Origin of the sequence: Streptomyces cyaneofuscatus (assembly GCF_000718135.1) — a bacterium.
Taxonomy (GTDB): domain Bacteria; phylum Actinomycetota; class Actinomycetes; order Streptomycetales; family Streptomycetaceae; genus Streptomyces; species Streptomyces cyaneofuscatus.
Window position 1 is genome coordinate 81,788 of sequence record NZ_JOEM01000016.1, and the last position, 18,975, is coordinate 100,762.

Below are 18,975 nucleotides of genomic sequence, written 5' to 3' on the forward strand. Positions count from 1 at the left end.
TCCGGAATGATGAATTCGCTCGCATTTCCTTTCCTCCTCCTCGGATGCGAGTGCTCACACAGGACGGGGGTCGTGTGCACGCATCGACGCAGCAGCGAGCGGCGGACCATCGACCGTACTTCTTTCTGAGCTACGCCCACACGCCGGGCCACGGCAGCGGAACGGACCCCGATATGTGGGTCGAACGCCTTTTCCGTGACCTGTGCGGCCATGTGCTGGCCATGACGGACCTTCCCGCAGGCGCGTCCCCCGGCTTCATGGACCGCGAGATACGCTCCGGCGAGGGCTGGTCGGAACGGCTCGGCGAAGTCCTCGCCACCTGCCGGGTCTTCGTCCCGCTGTTCTCGCCGCGCTACTTCGCCAGCGAGATGTGTGGCAAGGAGTGGCACGCCTTCGAGCAGCGCGCCATCCACCACCGGGCCCGCTCCAACCAGCCCGCCGAGGCGATCGTCCCGGCCCTGTGGGTGCCGGTACCGCCGAGCCAACTCCCGGGCTCGGCCGAGCGGTTACAGTTCAACCACCGCGACTTCGGGGACCGGTACGTCACCGACGGGCTCTACGGCCTCATCAAGCTCAGACTCTTCGCCCAGGAATACGAACGGGCCGTCTACGAACTGGCCAAGCGCATCGTCCGCGTCGCCGACACCGTCCGCATCGACACCGGCAGACCCGTCGACTACCGTCTCGCCCCCAGCGCCTTCGGCTCCCCCAGCAGCGGGGTCGGCGCCCCCCGGCCGATGCGGATCACCATCGCCGCACCCACCCGCCACGACCTGCCCGACGGGCGCATCGGCGACTACTACGGCGACCACCCGCAGGACTGGAACCCCTACCATCCGGCCGCCGCCCGCCCGCTCGCCTATGTCGCCGAGGAGCTGGTGCGCTCGCTCAACTACCAGGCCCAGATCACCTCGTTCGACGAGGAGTCGGGCCGGCCCGAGGGGAAGTCCCCGCCCACCACCCCCGAGATCCTCCTCGTCGACCGCTGGGCCCTCCAGGACGAGGACCGCCGCCGCAGGCTCGCCGCCTTCGACGCGGAGGACCGGCCCTGGGTGACCATGGTCGTGCCGTGGAGCCGCGAGGACCACCAGAGCCGGGCGGCGGAGGCCGAACTGACCGAGAAGCTCGAAGCGACCATGCCGGCCAAGATGCGCCACGGACGGACCTTCTGCCGCGCCGCGGCCAGGGGGGTGCCCACGATGGAGGCGTTCGGCCAGATCCTGCCCCAGGTCGTCGAGGTCGCCGCCCAGCAGTACCTCAAGCACGCGAAGGCCTACCCGCCGGTCACCGGCGGAGGGCACGGCGAACGGACCCGGCTGACGGGACCCATGGGCCACACCAGCTACACACCCGACCCGCACGACCCTGCGACGGAAGCGGAGGACCTATGAGTGCCGGTCGTGACGGGCGCATCGTCACCTTCTACTCCTACAAGGGCGGCACGGGGCGCACCATGGCCCTGGCCAACACCGCCTGGATCCTCGCCGCCAACGGCAAGCGGGTGCTGGCCGTCGACTGGGACCTGGAGGCACCCGGACTCCACCGGTTCTTCCACCCCTTCCTCGACCCCGCCACCCTCGGCGCCACCACCGGCGTGATCGACCTGATCACCGAGTACGCCTGGGCCGCGACCAGCCCCGCCCAGCGCGCGGAGGACTGGCACCGCGACTACGCCCGCATCCAGCCGCACGCCGTATCGCTGACCCCGGAGGCGCTCGGCTGGGAGTTCCCGCAGGGCGGCACCCTCGACTTCGTCTCCGCCGGACGGCAGAACCGCGAGTACAGCGCGACCGTCTCCACCTTCGACTGGGACAACTTCTACGACCGGCTCGGCGGCGGCCACTTCTTCGACGCGCTGCGCGAGGACATGAAGGCCAACTACGACTACGTCCTCATCGACAGCCGGACCGGCCTCAGCGACATCGCCGACATCTGCACCGTCCACCTCCCAGACGTCCTCGTCGACTGCTTCACCCTCAGCGACCAGTCCATCGACGGCGCGGCCTCCGTCGCCCGCCAGATCGCCGAGCGCTACACCGGCCGGCCCATCTCCATCTTCCCCGTCCCCATGCGCATCGACGAGGGCGAGAAGGAGAAGGCGGACGCCGGACGGGCCCTGGCCCGGCTCAAGTTCGACCGGCTGCCCCGCGACCTGTCCGGCGACGAACTCACCGCCTACTGGGGCGCGGTGGAGATCCCCTACCGCCCGTACTACGCGTACGAGGAGACGCTGGCCACCTTCGGCGACGAGGCCGGGCTCACCAACTCCCTCCTCTCCGCCTTCGAGCGGCTCGCCGCCGTCATCACCGACCGCGAGATCACCTCGATGCCCCCGGTCGGCGAAGAGGTACGCCTGCGGATCCGCGACGCCTTCACCCGGCGCCGGCCCGCCCTGCCCGCCGACCTCTTCCTCAGCTATGTGGCGGAGAACCGGATGTGGGCCGACTGGATCGAATCGGTCCTCACCCGGGCCGGGTTCCGGGTCGTCCCGCGCGACGTCTCCGCCGAACCGGTCTCCCCGGAACCGGCGGTCACCCCCGCGAGCGCCGCCCGTACCGTGGTGCTGCTCTCCAGCGCCTACCTCAAGTCGCAGCGCGCGGTCGACCTCTGGGAGCGAGCCGTCGCCGAGGACCCGGGCGGCGGCCGGCGTCAGCTGCTGCCGCTGCGCGTCGGGGACGTACGGCTGTCCGCCCCGTACATCGACCGGAACCCGGTCGATCTCTTCCGGCTGGACGAGGTGCACGCCACCACCGCCCTGATGCGCGCCCTGGACCGGCCGGTGCAGCCCGCCGACGGGGTCTCGCCCGGACCGCGCTTCCCCGGCACCGTCCCGAGGATCTGGAACGTACCGCCCCGCAACCCGGGATTCACCGGCCGCTCCCTCGTCCTGGAGCGGATGCGCGACCAGCTCGGCGGCGGCATGGCCGTCGTCCTGCCGCAGCCCCAGACCCTGTACGGACTCGGCGGCGTCGGCAAGACCCAGGTCGCCCTGGAGTACGTGCACCGCTTCATGGCCGACTACGACCTGGTCTGGTGGATATCGTCCGAGCAGGGCGACGACGTGGTCGCCGCGCTCGCCGAACTCGCCGTCCGGCTCGGCGCCCAGGGCGGCGAGGACATGGCGGCCGCCTCCCAGGAAGCCGTCGACCTGCTGCGGCGCGGCGTGCCGTCGGACCGCTGGCTGCTGGTCTTCGACAACGCCGACGACCCCGAGGCGCTGCGCCGCTACTTCCCGCAGGGCGGCTCCGGCCACATCCTGGTGACCTCCCGCAACCAGAGCTGGTCCCAGCACGGGGACGCGCTGCCCGTCGACGTCTTCCTGCGGGAGGAGTCGATCGAACACCTCCAGCGCCGGGCCTCCGGGCTGACCGACGACGAAGCCGACCAGGTGGCCACCGCCCTGGGCGACCTGCCGCTCGCCGTCGAGCAGGCGGCTGCCTGGATCGCGGAGACCGCGACCCCCATCGACACCTACCTCGAACAGCTCGCCCGCCAGGCGCCCCAGGTGCTCTCCCTCAACCAGCCCGCCGGCTACCCGGAACCGGTCGCCGCGACCTGGAACATCTCCATCGCCCGGCTCAAGGAACGCTCGCCCGCCGCGGTGCGCCTCCTCCAGCTCTGCGCCTTCTTCGCCCCCGAGCCGATCTCCGCGAACCTGCTCTACAGCAAGGAGATGATCGAGGCGCTGAAGCCGTACGACTCCTCGCTCCAGGAGAAGCTGGTGCTGGGCCGGGTCATCCGGGAGATCGGCCGGTTCGCCCTGGCCAAGGTCGACCAGGTCTCCAACTCCATCCAGGTGCACCGCCTCGTCCAGGCCGTCATCAAGGCGCAGCTCTCCGAGGAGGAGCAGCGCGAGGCCCGGCACGTCGTCCACCGCATCCTGGCCGGCGCCCGGCCCGACGACGACGAGCCGATCGACAACCCGGAGACCTGGCCGCGCTTCGCCACGATCTGGCCGCACCTCGGCCCCTCCGACGCCCGCCACTGCAAGGAGCCGGAGACCCGCAGGCTCCTGATCGACCGGGTCCGCTACCTCTGGAAGCGCGGGGACGTCAGGACCGCGGGGGCGCTGGGGGAGGAGCTGCGGCAGACCTGGCTGGAGATGCTGGGCGAGCGTGACCTGCAGTACCTCTACCTCTGCTTCCACCTCTCCAACATCCTGCGCACGCGCGGGCGTTACGTGGAGGCGAAGGAACTGGACGAGTTCACCCTGGACCGCCAGCGGGAGGTGCTCGGCCCCGAGCACCCGCACACGTACATGACCACCAGCAGCCTGGCGATCGATCTGGGGCTGCTCGGGGACTACGGCCGGGCGATCGAGCTGGCCACCGAGGCCCACGACGGCTTCAGCCAGATCTTCCACGACTCGCACCCCAGGACCCTGGCGGCCGCCAACAACCTGGCCCTGAACCTGCGCAGCATCGGCCAGTACGCCCGGGCCCGCGAGATCGACCAGGACGTCTACGACCGGCGCACCGAGGTGCTCGGCGCGAAGCACCCCTACTCCCTCTCCTCCGCGATGAACCTCGCCCGCGACCTGCGCGAGGTGGGGCGGTACGAGGACTCCGTGGGCCTGCTCAGCCGCACCTACGAGAGCTTCAAGGAGACGCTCGGCCGCACCTACCCGACGACGCTGAGCGCGGCCAAGAGCCTGGCGGTGTCGCTGCGGCGGGCCGGCCGGTTCGAGGACGCCCACCGGCTGACGGTCGCCACCCGCGCCCGCTACCGGGCCAAGTACACCTCCGCCAACCCCGACTCGCTGGCCTGCGACCTCAACCTGGCGGCCGACCTGTTCGCCGCCGGGGACGCGGTCGGGGCCAGGGACACCGCCCAGGAGGTGGTCGACCAGTACATGAAGGTGCCGGGGGAGAAGCACCCGTACACCCTGGCCGCCCAGAACAACCTGGGCGTCTACCTCTCGGGGACCGGGGAGGCGGAGCGGTCGGAGAAGATCCTGACGCTGGTGGTGGCCTCGATGCGGGAGCGGTTCGGCCGGGAACATCCGAACACGCTCTTCTGCGTCATGAACCTGGCCAACGCCACGGCGGACCGCGGCGATCTGCCCCTGGTCCTGGAGACGGAACAGCGGCTGGCGACCCAGCTGACGGCGGCGCTGGGGGCCCACCACCCCGAGACCCTGGCGATGATCTCGAACATGGCGGTCACGCTGGACGCGATGGGGCGCGAGGAGGAGGCGGCACAGCTGCGGTCCGAACTGCTGGGCGAGCTGGCCCGGCAGCTCGGCGACGAGCACCCGCTGACCCAGATCGCCCGGGACGAGCGGCGCTTCCGGCGCGAACTGGAACCGCTGGCGGTGTGAGGGAGGTCCTCTCGGCAGCCTGCCCGGTCACCCCGTCGCCGTGGCGGGCAGCGGCTCGCCCGGGTCCTCCCGTTCGTCCAGCAGCCAGTTGAGGATGCGGGGGAGTACGGCGAGCGCGTCGAAGTGCGCCGCCGCCGGTTCCAGTACGGCGGTGGCGCCCGGGATCTGCCCGGCGAGCCAGCGGGAGTGGCCCACCGGCGAGAACACGTCCTTCACCCCGTGCCAGAGCAGCACCCGGCCGGTGATGTGGGCCGGGTCGAACCCCCACGGGCTGCAGAACGCGATGGCGTCGTCGATCCAGCCGTACGCCGACGTGCGCAGCCCCTCGCTGTAGTTGCGCAGCAGCATGGACCGGATCCCCGCGTCGTTGACCACCATCCGGTCGGAGTCGGTCAGCTCCCGGCGCAGATCGTCCAGGAGCCGGACCGGGTCCTGCCGGATCTGCGCCGAGCGGACGATGAAGGACTCCGCGAGAGAGTCCGGGTCGGCGGCGGCCGTGGAGTACGCGAGCACGTTGGAGGCGGCCATCCCGTCGAACCAGTCGAGACCGGCCGCGCCCCAGGGGGCCAGCGTCACCAGGGCGGCGGTACGGGTCACCCGATCGGGCAGCAGCGCCGCGCAGGCCAGCGCGTGCGGGGCCCCGCCGGAGCGGCCGACCACGGCGAACCGCTCCAGCCCCAGCGAGTCGGCGATCGCCCGGACGTCCTCGACGACATCGCTGACCCGGCGGCCCTCCTGCCGGTCGCTGCCGCCGTACCCCGGGCGGTCGTAGGTGATCAGTTGCGTACGGCGCTGATAGAGGACCATGCCGCGAGGAGCGGGCCCGAGCCGGCTGCCCGGCGTCCCATGGAGCAGGAACACCGGTCTGCCCCGGGGGTCCCCCAGCCGCTCCACCATCAGATGCCGCCCGTCCGCCGCGCGCACCCGATTGCGCACCCGCGCCTCCTCAGCTCGGTTCCCCCCGGCGTCTGCCGACCTTTCGATGATGACCCATCAGGGCGGCAACCGGCACTCCCCGTCGGTTCCTTGTCGACGGCCGGCCAGCCCTTCGTGGGGGCGAAAACCGGACAGGACTAGTCCTCACCCAGGGGCGGTCGATGGTTGCACCGAGTGTTCGCAAACGGAACCGACATGGCATGACCCGCGGTAAGTGAACATCGCGCGGGTGAAGCGTCGGTGTCGTGTGCACGTCCGGAAGTCGGCCTTGTGTGCTCCCGGCCCTGTCGGAATAGTGAGCGCCCCATCCTCCGTGTACGAGCACCCCACTTGCTCCGTGCACGGCCCCACAGGAGGTCGAAGTTGAAGCATCGACGCATATCCAGGAAGCGCGCGACGGTTGCCGGATCGGCCGTGGCCGCCCTGGTCGTAGCGGGTTTCACGTTCCAGAGTGCGAACGCCAGTGACGAAGTACCCCAGTTCACGGTCAAGACGCTCAATGCTGCCGCGGCCGGAAAGCTCGCCACCACGCTCGACCGGGACCTGGGCGCGGACGCGGCCGGCTCGTACTACGACACGAAGGCGAAGGCCCTCGTCGTGAACGTCGTCGACGAGGCCGCCGCCGAGCAGGTCCGCCAGGCGGGCGGCAAGGCCAGAGTCGTGGAGCACTCCCTCGCCGAGCTGAAGTCGGCCCGGCAGACCCTCACCGACAAGGCGACGATCCCGGGCACCTCCTGGGCCGTCGACCCGGTGAGCAACAAGGTCCTCGTCACCGCCGACAGCACGGTCGACGGCACGGCCTGGAAGAAGCTCTCGGCCGTGGTCGAGGGTCTCGGCGGCAAGGCCGAACTGAACAAGGCGGCGGGCGAGTTCAAGCCGCTGATCGCGGGCGGCGACGCGATCTTCGGCTCCGGCTCCCGCTGCTCGCTCGGCTTCAACGTGGTCAAGGACGGCGAGCCGTACTTCCTGACCGCCGGCCACTGCACCGAGGGGGTCACCAGCTGGTCGGACACCCAGGGCGGCGCGGAGATCGGGGCGAACGAGGGCTCCAGCTTCCCGGAGAACGACTACGGCCTGGTCAAGTACACCTCGGACACCGCGCACCCGAGCGAGGTCAACCTCTACAACGGCTCCACCCAGGCGATCACCCAGGCGGGCGACGCGACGGTCGGCCAGCAGGTCACCCGCAGCGGCTCCACCACCCAGGTGCACGACGGCGAGGTCACCGCGCTGGACGCCACGGTCAACTACGGCAACGGCGACATCGTCAACGGCCTCATCCAGACGACGGTCTGCGCCGAACCGGGCGACAGCGGCGGCGCCCTCTTCGCGGGCGACACCGCGCTCGGCCTGACCTCGGGCGGCAGCGGCGACTGCTCCTCGGGCGGCACGACGTTCTTCCAGCCGGTCCCTGAGGCGCTTGCCGCCTACGGCGCCGAGATCGGCTGACGTAACACCGCATCACGGCATCAAGGAGAGGCCCCCGGTCCGCCGGGGGCCTCTCCCGTGCCTGCGCTCAGGCAGCCAGGCCGGTGGAGTCCGCCTTGGCCGGGGCGACGCCGAAGACGTTCACGGCCTGGTAATACGTCCAGGCGGTGCTGTTGCACGAGGTCCGCTTCGCTCCGGAGTAGGCGGCGCACACGCGCTTGAGGTCCTCGTAGAAGGCGGAGTCGATGCGGGCCTTGTTGGCGGAGAACGTACCGGCGGCCTTGTAGTTCCGGTAGCCGAAGTCGTGGCGGGCGCAGGCGGTCTGGAAGGGGAAGCCGAAGGGGTTGTCCGGGGAGCTGCTGCAGTAGTCCGTCGACCAGTCGAAGCCGTACGCGGACCAGGCGCCCTGGTTGTTGCGGGCCGCGTTCCAGGCGTTGTGGCTGGAGGCGCTCGTCTGGGTCCAGGAGCTGAGCACCTGGGGCTTGTCGGCGGGGGCGGCCGCGGCGGAAGGGGCGGTGATCAGGGCGAGCGGGAGAGACAGGGCGACTGCGGCGAGCGGAGCCATGAATCGACGACGCATGAGCGACCTCCGTGGGGGTGGAAAGGAGCTGTCCTGGCCGTGCTCCTCGTCGGGTGAACGAGGCCGCTCCAGAATGTCGTCATGTACCTGTCATGCCTAGTCGTTGCGCCGACCTGTCATCAGGAATTGGGGTGGACGTCAGATGGGTACCGGCTCCGGTGCAGAATCCTGACTGGCAGTCATGACGCCCTCTCCGATGGTTAAGTTGGCGATGCGGGTTCGGGCCCGTAGCGGCGTTCCACCGGCCGCTGCCAGGGAGGGGGACAGCGGATGAACACCACCACACGCGACCAGGTCATCGCCGATGAGCAGAAGGCCGTGGACCGCGCGTACGACTGCTACGCCGAGCGGCTCGCCGAAATGACCGGGACAGCGGCAGCCACGGCCGCCGCCAGCAACAAGGACGGCATCGCCAACCGGCTCGACACCGAGGAGAAGGCGGCGGCGTACGACGGGCTCGGCGGCGAATCACTGGTCACGGCGCGTGTGGACGCGCCGGATGAGCCAGGAAGCGAGCCCAGGCCCTGGTACATCGGGCGGCGGGCTGTCTCCGACGTCCGGACCCGGGACACCGTCGTCGTGCTGTGGACCAGCCCGATGGCGACGAAGTGGGCCGCCGTACAACCGCAGACGCCCGGTGACATCACCTTGCGGCGGCAATTGCGCTGCGTACAGCGCGTCGTCGAGGACTACTTCGACGACATCGCTCCGGCCGTCCCCGTCCCTGTCCCCGCTCCCGTACCTCCCGTGCTACCGGCCGTGCCGGCGCCCCGGCAGGCCGGGGACGACACCGCTGTGCAGGACTCCTCCGTCGACGAAGGAGCAGCGGTGGAGGGGGCGGACACCACGGCGGCCGACAGGCGCCCGCCGGCCCGCACCCCCGCCGACCTCGCCCGGCGACGGCGTCGTCCGTCCCTCCAGCCGGACGACTTCCTGCTGCGCGAGCTCCAGCGCTCCCGCGGCGGCCGCATGCGGGACATCGTCGAGACCATCCGCCGCGACCAGATGGACCTGGTCACCGGCTCGCCTTCCGACATCCTCGTCGTGCAGGGCGGGCCGGGCACGGGAAAGTCCGCAGTCGGTCTGCACCGCGTGACCTGGCTCGTCAACAACCGTCACTTCCCGGCCCAGGACATCCTCGTCATCGGACCGCACCAGAGGTTCCTCGACTACGTCGGCCAGGTGCTGCCCACGCTGGGCACCCGTGACGTCAATGTCGTACAGCTCTCCCGTCTGTGGGACGGCGAGGTTCTCGGAGCCGACGCCCCGCAGGCGCGACTGGTGAAGTCCGACGAGCGCATGGCAGCCGTCCTGCAACGCCGAGTCGAGCATGAGTGCCGTCCGGAGGCCGTCGACAGCCTCCTCACCGCCCCCTCCTTCGCCGGCGACGAACCGGCCTTCACCGTCACCGCGGGCAGCACGACACTGCGCATTCCGCGTACGGAGGTTCACGCCCTCTTCGACGAGGCACGCAGCGGTGAGGGCGCCCACCGCGAGCGCCGTGACCGTTTCCGCAGCCTGCTCGTCGACCGGCTCCTGCGGGAACTTGCCGCTCTTGCCCCGCGCCGTGGCGCGGACGGCACCATCCGCCGCAGCCTGGAACGCAACCGTCAGGTGGAACGCCTCATCGACCGTGCCTGGCCCTCACCGGGAGCCCGGGAGGCCCTGCGCAGCCTCTACGACTCGCCCGAGCTGTTACGCACCTGTGCCGACGGCCTCCTCGACGCGGAGGAGCAGGCCACGCTGCACCGCCCCCGGGCCGAGCGGGCCGAGGACGACCCGTGGACCCTGGACGACCGTGTCTGTCTGGAGGAACTCCGCCACCTCATCACCGGCGAGCCACCGCGGCGCTACGGCCACATCGTCGTCGACGAGGCCCAGGACCTCACCCCCATGCAGGCCCGTGCCCTGCGCCGCCGGGTCGCGAGAGGTGGATCGATGACCGTGCTCGGCGATCTCGCCCAGGCCACCGGCCCGTATCCGTATCCCGGCTGGGACCGGCTGGGCACGCTCCTGTCCGACCACGGTGACTGGCGTGTCGAGGAGCTGACCACCAGTTACCGCGTACCCGCCGAGATCATGGCGTTCGTCGCCCCGCTGGCCCGCGCGGTCGCCCCCGCTCTTCCCTACCCGCGGGCGGTACGGGCGGCCGGAGCGGACGCCGTACGGACGGTTGCCACCGAGCCGTGGAAGCTGCTCGGCGACACGGTCGCTCAGGTCGTCCGCCTGGTGGGCAGCAACGACGGACGCACGCTGCGTTCCGTGGCCGTCATCGTGCCCGACGACTCCGGTTGGCTCGAAGAGATCGGCCGGCATCTGGACGCCGCCGACGGGATCACGCAGCAGGAACGGGAGGCGGTCTCGGTCCTGGCCGCCCGTCAGGTCAAGGGAATGGAGTACGACCACGTTCTCGTCGTCGAACCCGCCACCATCGCCGACAGGGGGCCTTCCGGGCTGCGCCAGCTCTACATCGCGCTGACCAGGAGCACACAGAGCCTGACCGTCCTGCACACTGCCCCGCTCCCCGCTGTCCTGACGGACACAGGCGGTGCCCCGGCGGAACCGCAGCTTCGCGTCCCCGAATCCGGGACCGAATCCGGCTCAGGGACCGGAACCGACTCCGGGACCGCCCCCGTACCGGTGGCGGAGAGCGGCATCCCGGAGATCGGTTCGGACGTCCGGGTCCGCGTGGTCGGCCACACCACCGGCGGCAACTACCGGGTCGAGGCCATCTCGCCCCCCATGGACCGCCCCCTGCTCATGGCCGTACGCCACGGCTCCGCCCCGCCCACCGCCGGTGCGGAACTGGACGCCTGGGTGCTCCGCCACCTCTCCGGCGTCAGCTTCGTCACGGTCGACGAACGCGGCCGCAGGCCCATCTCGCCCACCATGGCCCCGCGCTACGCGGCCGCGCTCGGGATCGTCGCGGAACTGGCCGACGGGAGCGTTCCGGATGACTTCCGCCCGCGGCTCTCGGAGCTCAAGGGCATGGCCAACCGCTGCCTGCGCCTGGACCAGCACGACTGGCTGGACGTCTGGCGTGTCCTCGGCTCCCCGGACAGATCACGTCTGAACGCCTTGCGGGACCTCGCCGCCCACCGCGTTCCGGCTGCCGGCTCGCCGGACCTGGACCGGTTCCGGGCCGAACTGGAGCGCAGCGGCTGGGCGGAGGACCTGGACAAGGCCCGGCGGACCATCGAGGCACGTATCCACGCCGCGACCGGCCCGGTGACGGATGACCAGCCCCCCGTCTCCCGGCGCGAGAACCCTGAGCCGTCCGAGCCGTCCGAAACGCCCCCGCCCTCCGAGCCCGAGGAAGCTGAACCCATGACCACCACGACAGCCGCCCCCGCCGCACCGGAGAAGACGGAGTCGAGCACGGGTCTTCCTCAGCTCCTTGCGACTTCGGCCGCAGCGGACCGCACCTGCAAGACCCACGAGGCGGTGCGCTTCGAACTGAAGGCGGCCCTTCTGCGTGCGGACCGGCAGCCGGAGCCCGAGCATCCGGTCGTCGACGTCGCCTGTGTGACCGACGAGGAGCACCTGCTCTACGAGGTGCTCGGCGCGGGCCTCACCTCGTACGCCGATCTCCGCTCGGGAGCGGCTCGCCTCCGCGAGATCAACCATGCCCTGGCCGTGGGCGCCGACCGGCTCTGCCTCGTCCTGGCCGGCCCTCCGGCGGAGGAGTGGGCGCCCGCCACGGTCCACGATGTCTTCGGCGTCCACGTCCTGTGGCGCACTCCGCAGCAGAGCTGGGACGGCCAGGACGTCGCCGCCGCCCTGGGAGGCGGCCCGGTGTGAAGCGGCCAGGTGCGAGGCAGCCGGGTGTGAAGCGGATTCAGACAGCCGTCGACCCACCGGCCGACGGCGGTACCGTCCCCGTGCTCCCGTCATCCGGCCCGCCCCGTCGCCGCATCGACAACAACAAGGTCAGCGCCGTCCCCGCCACCGCCCAGGCGGAGAGCACCAGCAGCGGGCCGGTGACCGCGTTGCCGCGGAAGTAGGCGATCGAGCGGGCCACCCAGGTGCCCGCGCCCGGTGGGAGGGCCGGGCCGATCGCCCGCCAGAAGTCCGGGAGCATCGGCAGCGGGAAGGCGCCGCCCGCGCTCGGGTTGCCCGCGATGACGATGATCAGGACGGCCAGGCCGATGCCGACGATGCCGGTGAGGGCCTCCAGGGCGAGCGTGATCATGCCGACCGAGAAGACGACCAGGGCACCGAGGCCCGCCAGGCCCCAGACGCTGCCCGGCAGGGCGCCGAGGATCGGGCCGATGATGACCGCGCCGCCGATGCCGCCCGCGACCGCGTACACCGCCATCACGGCGGTCCGGATCAGCGCGCGCTGCCGGTTCGCGGGCTTGGTGCCGGCGCTGATCGCCAGGATCGAGGCGCAGAGGTAGCCGCCGACGCACCAGCCGACCACCAGGTAGAAGGACGAGAGCCCGTCGAAGTCGTCGGCGGAGGCCGGTGCCACGTCCACGGTCCGTACGGTCCGCTGCTGGCCCTCCTCGACCTGGGTGAGGATCCGCTCCAGGGCGCTGGACAGGACGGTCCCGCCGCCGGAGGCGACCAGCAGGGTGTCGGTGCGGCCCTGGGGCGAGACGATCAGGGCGCCGTCGATGTCGCGGTTCATGATCTGCTCGCGCGCTTCGGCCTCGCTGCTCACCGCCCGGGGGTCCAGCGGTCCGCCGGGCAGGCCGTCGAGCTGAGTGATGAGCTGCTGGGACATCTGCTGCGGGGCCACCACCCCGAAGGCGACATCGGTCGGCTTCGGTTTGTGCAGCGCGCCGACGTAGGACGCGATGAACAGCAGTTGCAACCCGAGCACGCCGATGACGAGCAGGGCGGCCCGTGGAGTGACGGCGTTCCTCACCTCGTCGACGAAAGTCATGCCCCCACCGTCCGGGCGGGCCGGTGGGGGCGCAGGCGGGGCGGGGCCGAATGGCTCAAGGGCATGCGGCCGCGTGCGGGAGCCGCCGCCGACCGTCGGGTGCACACTGGATATCGTACGAATGTTCGAAGCTGGTCTATGGTGGAGAACAGGGGGTGGTGAGTGACAGAGCGGTCGGAACGGTTCAGGAGGTGCGGATGTCCGGTTTCACGCATCTCCATACCGTCTCGGGGTTCTCCCTGCGGTACGGGGCCTCGCACCCCGAGCGGCTCGCCGAGCGGGCCGCCGAGCGGGGGATGCGCGCTCTCGCGCTGACCGACCGCGACACCCTCGCGGGGGCGGTCCGGTTCGCCAAGGCCTGCCGGGGCGGGGACGTCGAGGTCCGGCCGCTCTTCGGGGTGGACCTCGCGGTGGCCTCGTACGCGGAGGGGGCGGGGCGGGCTGCTGTGCGCCCGCGCACTCCCGCGCGCGGTGGTGCCTTTGTCGATGAATCCGCACCCCGTGTCACCTTCCTCGCCCGGGACGGCGCACGCGGCTGGGCCGAGCTGTGCCGGCTCGTGACCGCCGCCCATGCGCGGGGCGCCGGCTTCCGGCCGCTGGACGGGTCCGGGCCGCCGGACGTCACCGGGCCGGCCCTGGTCGGCCGGGCCGCCCTGCCCGCCGACGGGCTGACCGTGCTGCTCGGGCCCGCCTCCGAGGTGGGCCGGGCGCTCGCCGCGGGCCGTCCCGACCGGGCCGCCGCGCTGCTCGCGCCCTGGCGGGAGATGTACGGCGACGACCTGCGCCTCGAAGCCGTCGACCACGGCCGCCCGGGCGCCGGGGCGGGATCGCTGCGGCTGGCCGCCCGTACCCTCGGCTTCGCCGCCGACCAGGGCGTACGGGCCGTGCTGACCAACGCCGTGCGGTACGCGGACCCGGGGCAGGGTCCCATCGCCGACGTCCTCGACTCCGCCCGCAGGCTCGTCCCCGTCGACCCGCGCCGCTCGCCCCTGGACAGCGGTGAGCGCTGGCTCAAGGGCGAGGGTGCGATGAGGGAGGCCGCCGAGCGGATCGCCTCCGCCGCCGGGCTCGGGCAGGGTGCCGCGGCACGGCTGCTGGCGGAGACCCGGCACACCGCCGACGCCTGCCGGGTCGACCCCGCCGCCGACCTCGGGATGGGCGGCGTCCACTTCCCCGAGCCCCACCTGGTCGGCGCCGACCGGCGTACCGCTCAGCGGGTGCTGGCCTCCCGGGCCGCCGCCGGGATGGTGCTGCGCGGCCACGACCGCGACCGCGCGTACTGGGACCGGATGCACGAGGAGCTGGACATCATCGCCCACCACGGCTTCGCCTCGTACTTCCTGACGGTGGCTCAGGTCGTCCACGACGTACGGGAGATGGGCATCCGGGTCGCCGCGCGCGGCTCCGGTGCGGGCTCCCTGGTCAATCACCTCCTCGGTATCGCCCACGCCGACCCGGTCAAGCACGGGCTCCTCATGGAGCGCTTCCTCTCCAAGCGCCGCTTCGTCCTGCCCGACATCGACATCGACGTCGAATCGGCCCGCCGCCTCGACGTCTACCGCCGGATCATCGAACGCTTCGGTCCCGAACGCGTCGCCACCGTCGCCATGCCCGAGACCTACCGGGTGCGCCACGCCATCCGGGACGTCGGCGCCGCCCTCTCCATGGACCCGGCCGAGATCGACCGGCTCGCCAAGGCGTTCCCGCACATCCGGGCCCGCGACGCGCGTGCCGCGATGGAGGAGCTGCCCGAGCTGAAGGAGGTCGCGCGGAACCAGGAGAAGTACGGGCGGCTCTGGGAGCTGGTGGAGGGGCTGGACGCGCTGCCGCGCGGGGTCGCCATGCACCCGTGCGGGGTGCTGCTCTCGGACGCCGGGCTGCTGCACCGTACGCCGACCATGCCCACCAGCGGCGAGGGCTTCCCGATGACGCAGTTCGACAAGGAGGACGTGGAGGACCTCGGGCTGCTCAAACTCGATGTGCTGGGCGTACGGATGCAGTCGGCGATGGCGCACGCCGTCGCCGAGGTGAAACGCGCCTCGGGCGCGGTGGTGGACCTGGACGCCGTACCGCCGGGCGACCCGGAGACGTACCGGCTGATCCGCACCTCCGAGACGCTGGGCTGCTTCCAGATCGAGTCGCCCGGCCAGCGCGACCTGGTCGCCAGGCTTCAGCCCGCCACCTTCCACGACCTGGTCGTCGACATCTCGCTGTTCCGGCCCGGGCCGGTCGCCGCCGACATGGTGCGGCCGTTCATCGAGGCCCGGCACGGCCGCGCGCCGGTCCGCTACCCCCACCGTGACCTGGAGGAAGCGCTGAGCGGCACCTACGGCGTGGTCGTCTTCCACGAGCAGATCATCGAGATCGTCGCCATCATGACCGGCTGCGGCCGGGGCGAGGCGGACCGGGTGCGGCGCGGGCTCTCCCACCCCGAGTCGCAGGGGCGGATCAAGGTCTGGTTCGCACGGCGCGCGGCGGCCAGGGGGTACGACGACGAGGTGATCGCCCGTACCTGGAAGATCATCGAGGCGTTCGGCAGCTACGGCTTCTGCAAGGCGCACGCCGTCGCGTTCGCCGTACCGACGTACCAGTCGGCCTGGCTCAAGGCGCACCACCCGGCCGCCTTCTACGCCGGTCTGCTCACCCATGACCCCGGGATGTACCCGAAGCGGCTCCTGCTCGCGGACGCCCGGCGGCGCGGGGTGCCGGTGCTGCCGCTGGATGTGAACCGGTCGGCGGTCGCCCATCGAATCGAACTGGTGTCTGATGAGGGAGGTGGGGAGGAAGCCTGGGGTCTGCGGCTCGCGCTCTCCGACGTCCACGGCATCAGCGAGGCCGAGGCCGCCCGGATCGAGGAGGGGCAGCCGTACACCTCGCTGATGGATTTCTGGCAGCGGGCCCGCCCGGGCCGGCCGGTCGCCGAACGGCTCGCGCAGGTAGGCGCGTTGGACGCCTTCGGTGCCAACCGCCGCGATCTGCTGCTGCACCTCTCCGAACTCCACCGCGCCCACCGGAGCTCCGGCTCCGGCACCCGGGGAGCCCAGCTCCCGCTGGGCGACGGGCACCGCACGGCCTCCGTCGGGCTGCCCGACCTCAACGAGGCGGAGCGGCTGAGCGCCGAGCTCGGGGTGCTGAGCATGGATGTCTCCCGCCACCTGATGGGGGATCACCAGGCCTTCCTGGACGAGCTGGGCGTGGTCTCCGCCAAGCGGCTGCGCGAGGCCCGGCACGGCGAGACCGTGCTGGTCGCCGGGGCCAAGGTGGCCACCCAGACGCCGCCGATCCGCTCCGGCCGCCGGGTCGTCTTCACCACCCTGGACGACGGCAGCGGCCTGGCCGACCTGGCGTTCTTCGAGGACAGCCACGCCGCCTGCGCGCACACCGTCTTCCACTCCTGGCTGCTGCTGGTGCGCGGGGTGGTGCAGCGGCGCGGCGCGCGCAGCCTGAGCGTGGTCGGCGAGGCCGCCTGGAACCTCGCCGAACTGGCCGAACTGCGCCGCACCGGAGGGCTCGACGCGGTGGCGGCCCGGCTGGCGGAGGAGCCGCCGGAGGAGGACGGCGAGGAGGCGGAACCCGGGACCGGACGTCGTATACGGATGGAGACCGGTTACGAGATGAATCCCTGGGCCGACCTTCAGCCGTCCGGTGAAGGGGTGCCCACGGGACGGAAGTTGTGGCACCAGTCGCAGGGGAGCGCGGGATGACGGAGGATCCGGGAGAAGTCCCGAGGGAGTGCGTGGTGGCGGAAGATCCGGCAGGCGTCCTGTACCTGCGGTTCCGCAGGACCGCCGGCGGACCCCCGGACAGCGCCGGCTACACCGGGCTGCTCGCCCTGCTAGGCGCGTTCACCCCGGTCGTCGAGGCCGCACCGCCCGACGGGGCGCTCGCCGATGTGGGCGGCGCGCTGCGCTACTTCGGGCGGGACGCGCAGGGCCTGGCCTCGGTGATCCGGGTCCGGGCGCTCGCCCTGCACGGTGTGGACTGCGCGATCGGCGCGGGGGCCAACCCCATGGTGGCCCGGATGGCTGCCCGGCGGGCCGCGCCCGGGACCACCTTCGTGGTGGGCCGGGGCGAGGAGGCGGCGTTCCTCGCGCCGCTCCCGGCCGCCGCCCTGGACGGCGTCGGGGCCGCCACGGCGCGCACCCTGTGCGGTTACGGGCTCGACTCCGTCGGCCGGATCGCCGCCGCGCCCCTGGCCACGCTCCAGCGCATCACCGGCGTACGCACCGGGCGTGAGCTGTGGGAACGGGCGCGGGGCATCGACCGCACCCGGGTCGTCCCGAACGCCGCCGCTCGCTCGCTCGCCGCCGAACGCTCCTTCCCCCGCGACGAGTTGTCCCCCGAGCAGCACCGCCGTGCCCTCCTCTCGCTCACCGAGGAGCTGGGGGCGCGACTGCGGGGCGAGGGGCAGGTGTGCCGGTCGCTGGCGGTCTCGGTGCGGTACGCGGACCGGACCGGTTACGCGACGCTGACCCGGAGCCGGACGCTGGGGGAGCCGACCGCGCACTCGGCCGCGCTCACCGCGCTCGCCTACCGGATCCACGAGTCCTTCGGGCTCCAGCGGGCCCGGGTGCGGGGGATCGCGCTGCGCGCGGAGGGGCTGGCCGACGCCGACCGGGCCTCCCGCCAGCTCACCTTCGACCCGGCGGACGAGCGGTCGCGCCGGATCGAGGAGGTGGCGGACCGGCTGCGGGAGAGGTTCGGGCCGGGTGCGGTGAAGCCGGCGGGACTCGCGGCCTGAAGGGCGGGGTTGACGTCCCTACCCGATCTACGGTTAGTCCGCGCCATTTTTTACCGACGCGTAACTTCCCACCCAACCTTACTCATGCGTAATTTGGCATGAGCACATAAAGCTTGTGGTCCGGGCCACAGGGCGCACCGCCATCGCACCTCCCTTGAGCCGCAAGGAGACCACACGATGCTGCCCTGGTTCCGTGCTGCGCGCGTCCCCCGCACGCGCAGCGTATTCGCCGCCTTCCTCCTGGCCGTCACCCTGCTGGTCGCCCCCTCGGCAACCGCGACCGCAGCTGCCCCCACCGCCGCGGCGGCCACCTCCCGTGGCTGGAACGACTACTCCTGCAAGCCCTCCGCCGCCCATCCCCGCCCCGTCGTCCTGGTCCACGGAACCTTCGGGAACTCGGTCGACAACTGGCTGGTCCTCGCCCCTTACCTGGTCAACCGGGGCTACTGCGTCTTCTCCCTCGACTACGGCCAGCTCCCCGGCGTGCCGTTCTTCCACGGACTCGGCCCCATCGACAAGTCCGCCGAACAGCTCGACGTGTTCGTCGACAAGGTGCTCGCCTCCACCGGAGCGCCGAAGGCCGACATCATCGGCCACTCCCAGGGCGGCATGATGCCGAACTACTACCTGAAGTTCCTGGGCGGCGCCCCCAAGGTCAACGCCCTCATCGGCCTCGCCCCGGACAACCACGGCACCACGCTGCTCGGCCTCACCAAGCTGCTGCCGTACTTCCCCGGCGTCGAGAAGTTCATCAGCGACAAGACCCCCGGACTCGCCGACCAGGTCGCCGGATCCCCCTTCATCACCAAGCTCACCGCGGGCGGCGACACCGTCCCCGGCGTCCGCTACACCGTCATCGCCACCAAGTACGACCAGGTGGTGACCCCGTACCGCACGCAGTACCTGGACGGACCGAACGTACGCAACGTCCTGCTCCAGGACCTGTGCCCGCTGGATCTGTCCGAGCACGTGGCGATCGGGACCATCGACCGGATCGCCTTCCACGAGGTGGCGAACGCCCTGGACCCGGCGCGCGCGACCCCGACGACCTGCTCCTCGGTGATCGGCTGACGCACGAG

General features: G+C 71.8%; 10 protein-coding genes. 7 read left to right on the top strand and 3 right to left on the bottom strand.

Annotated elements, in window-relative coordinates:
- Positions 1-44: 44 nt before the first annotated feature.
- Together fsxC and fxsT are read left to right on the top strand one after the other, a co-directional pair.
- Positions 45-1,391 carry an FxsC protein gene (gene fsxC / locus IF17_RS0124890; RefSeq protein WP_157851171.1) on the top strand — a complete coding sequence of 449 codons (1,347 nt, stop codon included), beginning with the start codon at positions 45-47 and terminating at the stop codon, positions 1,389-1,391.
- The gene (gene fxsT, locus IF17_RS0124895) at positions 1,388-5,320 is read left to right on the top strand and encodes an FxSxx-COOH system tetratricopeptide repeat protein (protein ID WP_030569930.1); all 3,933 of its coding nucleotides are present in this window, start codon (positions 1,388-1,390) and stop codon (positions 5,318-5,320) included. Before fsxC ends, fxsT begins: the two co-directional genes overlap by 4 nt.
- Positions 5,321-5,347: 27 nt before the next feature.
- Here the strand turns inward: fxsT and IF17_RS0124900 are convergent, their stop codons facing one another.
- A complete protein-coding gene (locus IF17_RS0124900) occupies positions 5,348-6,256 on the bottom strand; it encodes an alpha/beta fold hydrolase (protein ID WP_030569934.1) in 909 nt (302 codons plus the stop codon).
- A gap of 363 nt (positions 6,257-6,619) precedes the next feature.
- Here IF17_RS0124900 and IF17_RS0124905 point away from each other — a divergent pair, with 363 nt between their 5' ends.
- On the top strand, positions 6,620-7,705 hold the full coding sequence (locus tag IF17_RS0124905) for a S1 family peptidase (RefSeq protein ID WP_030569936.1): 1,086 nt from the start codon (positions 6,620-6,622) through the stop codon (positions 7,703-7,705).
- Positions 7,706-7,772: 67 nt separating this feature from the next.
- Here the strand turns inward: IF17_RS0124905 and IF17_RS0124910 are convergent, their stop codons facing one another.
- A complete protein-coding gene (locus tag IF17_RS0124910; protein WP_030569939.1) occupies positions 7,773-8,264 on the bottom strand; it encodes a phospholipase in 492 nt (163 codons plus the stop codon).
- 270 nt (positions 8,265-8,534) lie between these two features.
- Here IF17_RS0124910 and IF17_RS0124915 point away from each other — a divergent pair, with 270 nt between their 5' ends.
- On the top strand, positions 8,535-12,065 hold the full coding sequence (locus IF17_RS0124915; protein WP_030569942.1) for a HelD family protein: 3,531 nt from the start codon (positions 8,535-8,537) through the stop codon (positions 12,063-12,065).
- Between the two features lie 37 nt (positions 12,066-12,102).
- Here IF17_RS0124915 and IF17_RS0124920 read toward each other — a convergent pair whose 3' ends face one another.
- Positions 12,103-13,155 carry a membrane protein gene (locus IF17_RS0124920; protein ID WP_030569945.1) on the bottom strand — a complete coding sequence of 351 codons (1,053 nt, stop codon included), beginning with the start codon at positions 13,153-13,155 and terminating at the stop codon, positions 12,103-12,105.
- Between the two features lie 197 nt (positions 13,156-13,352).
- Here IF17_RS0124920 and IF17_RS0124925 point away from each other — a divergent pair, with 197 nt between their 5' ends.
- The 3 genes from IF17_RS0124925 (at position 13,353) to IF17_RS0124935 (ending at position 18,967) form a co-directional block, all read left to right on the top strand.
- The gene (locus tag IF17_RS0124925; protein WP_030569949.1) at positions 13,353-16,859 is read left to right on the top strand and encodes a DNA polymerase III subunit alpha; all 3,507 of its coding nucleotides are present in this window, start codon (positions 13,353-13,355) and stop codon (positions 16,857-16,859) included.
- The gene (locus tag IF17_RS0124930; RefSeq protein ID WP_106980228.1) at positions 16,856-17,896 is read left to right on the top strand and encodes a DNA polymerase Y family protein; all 1,041 of its coding nucleotides are present in this window, start codon (positions 16,856-16,858) and stop codon (positions 17,894-17,896) included. The genes IF17_RS0124925 and IF17_RS0124930 overlap by 4 nt, the downstream gene beginning before the upstream one ends.
- A gap of 177 nt (positions 17,897-18,073) precedes the next feature.
- A complete protein-coding gene (locus tag IF17_RS0124935) occupies positions 18,074-18,967 on the top strand; it encodes an esterase/lipase family protein (RefSeq protein WP_030569956.1) in 894 nt (297 codons plus the stop codon).
- Positions 18,968-18,975 lie beyond the last annotated feature (8 nt).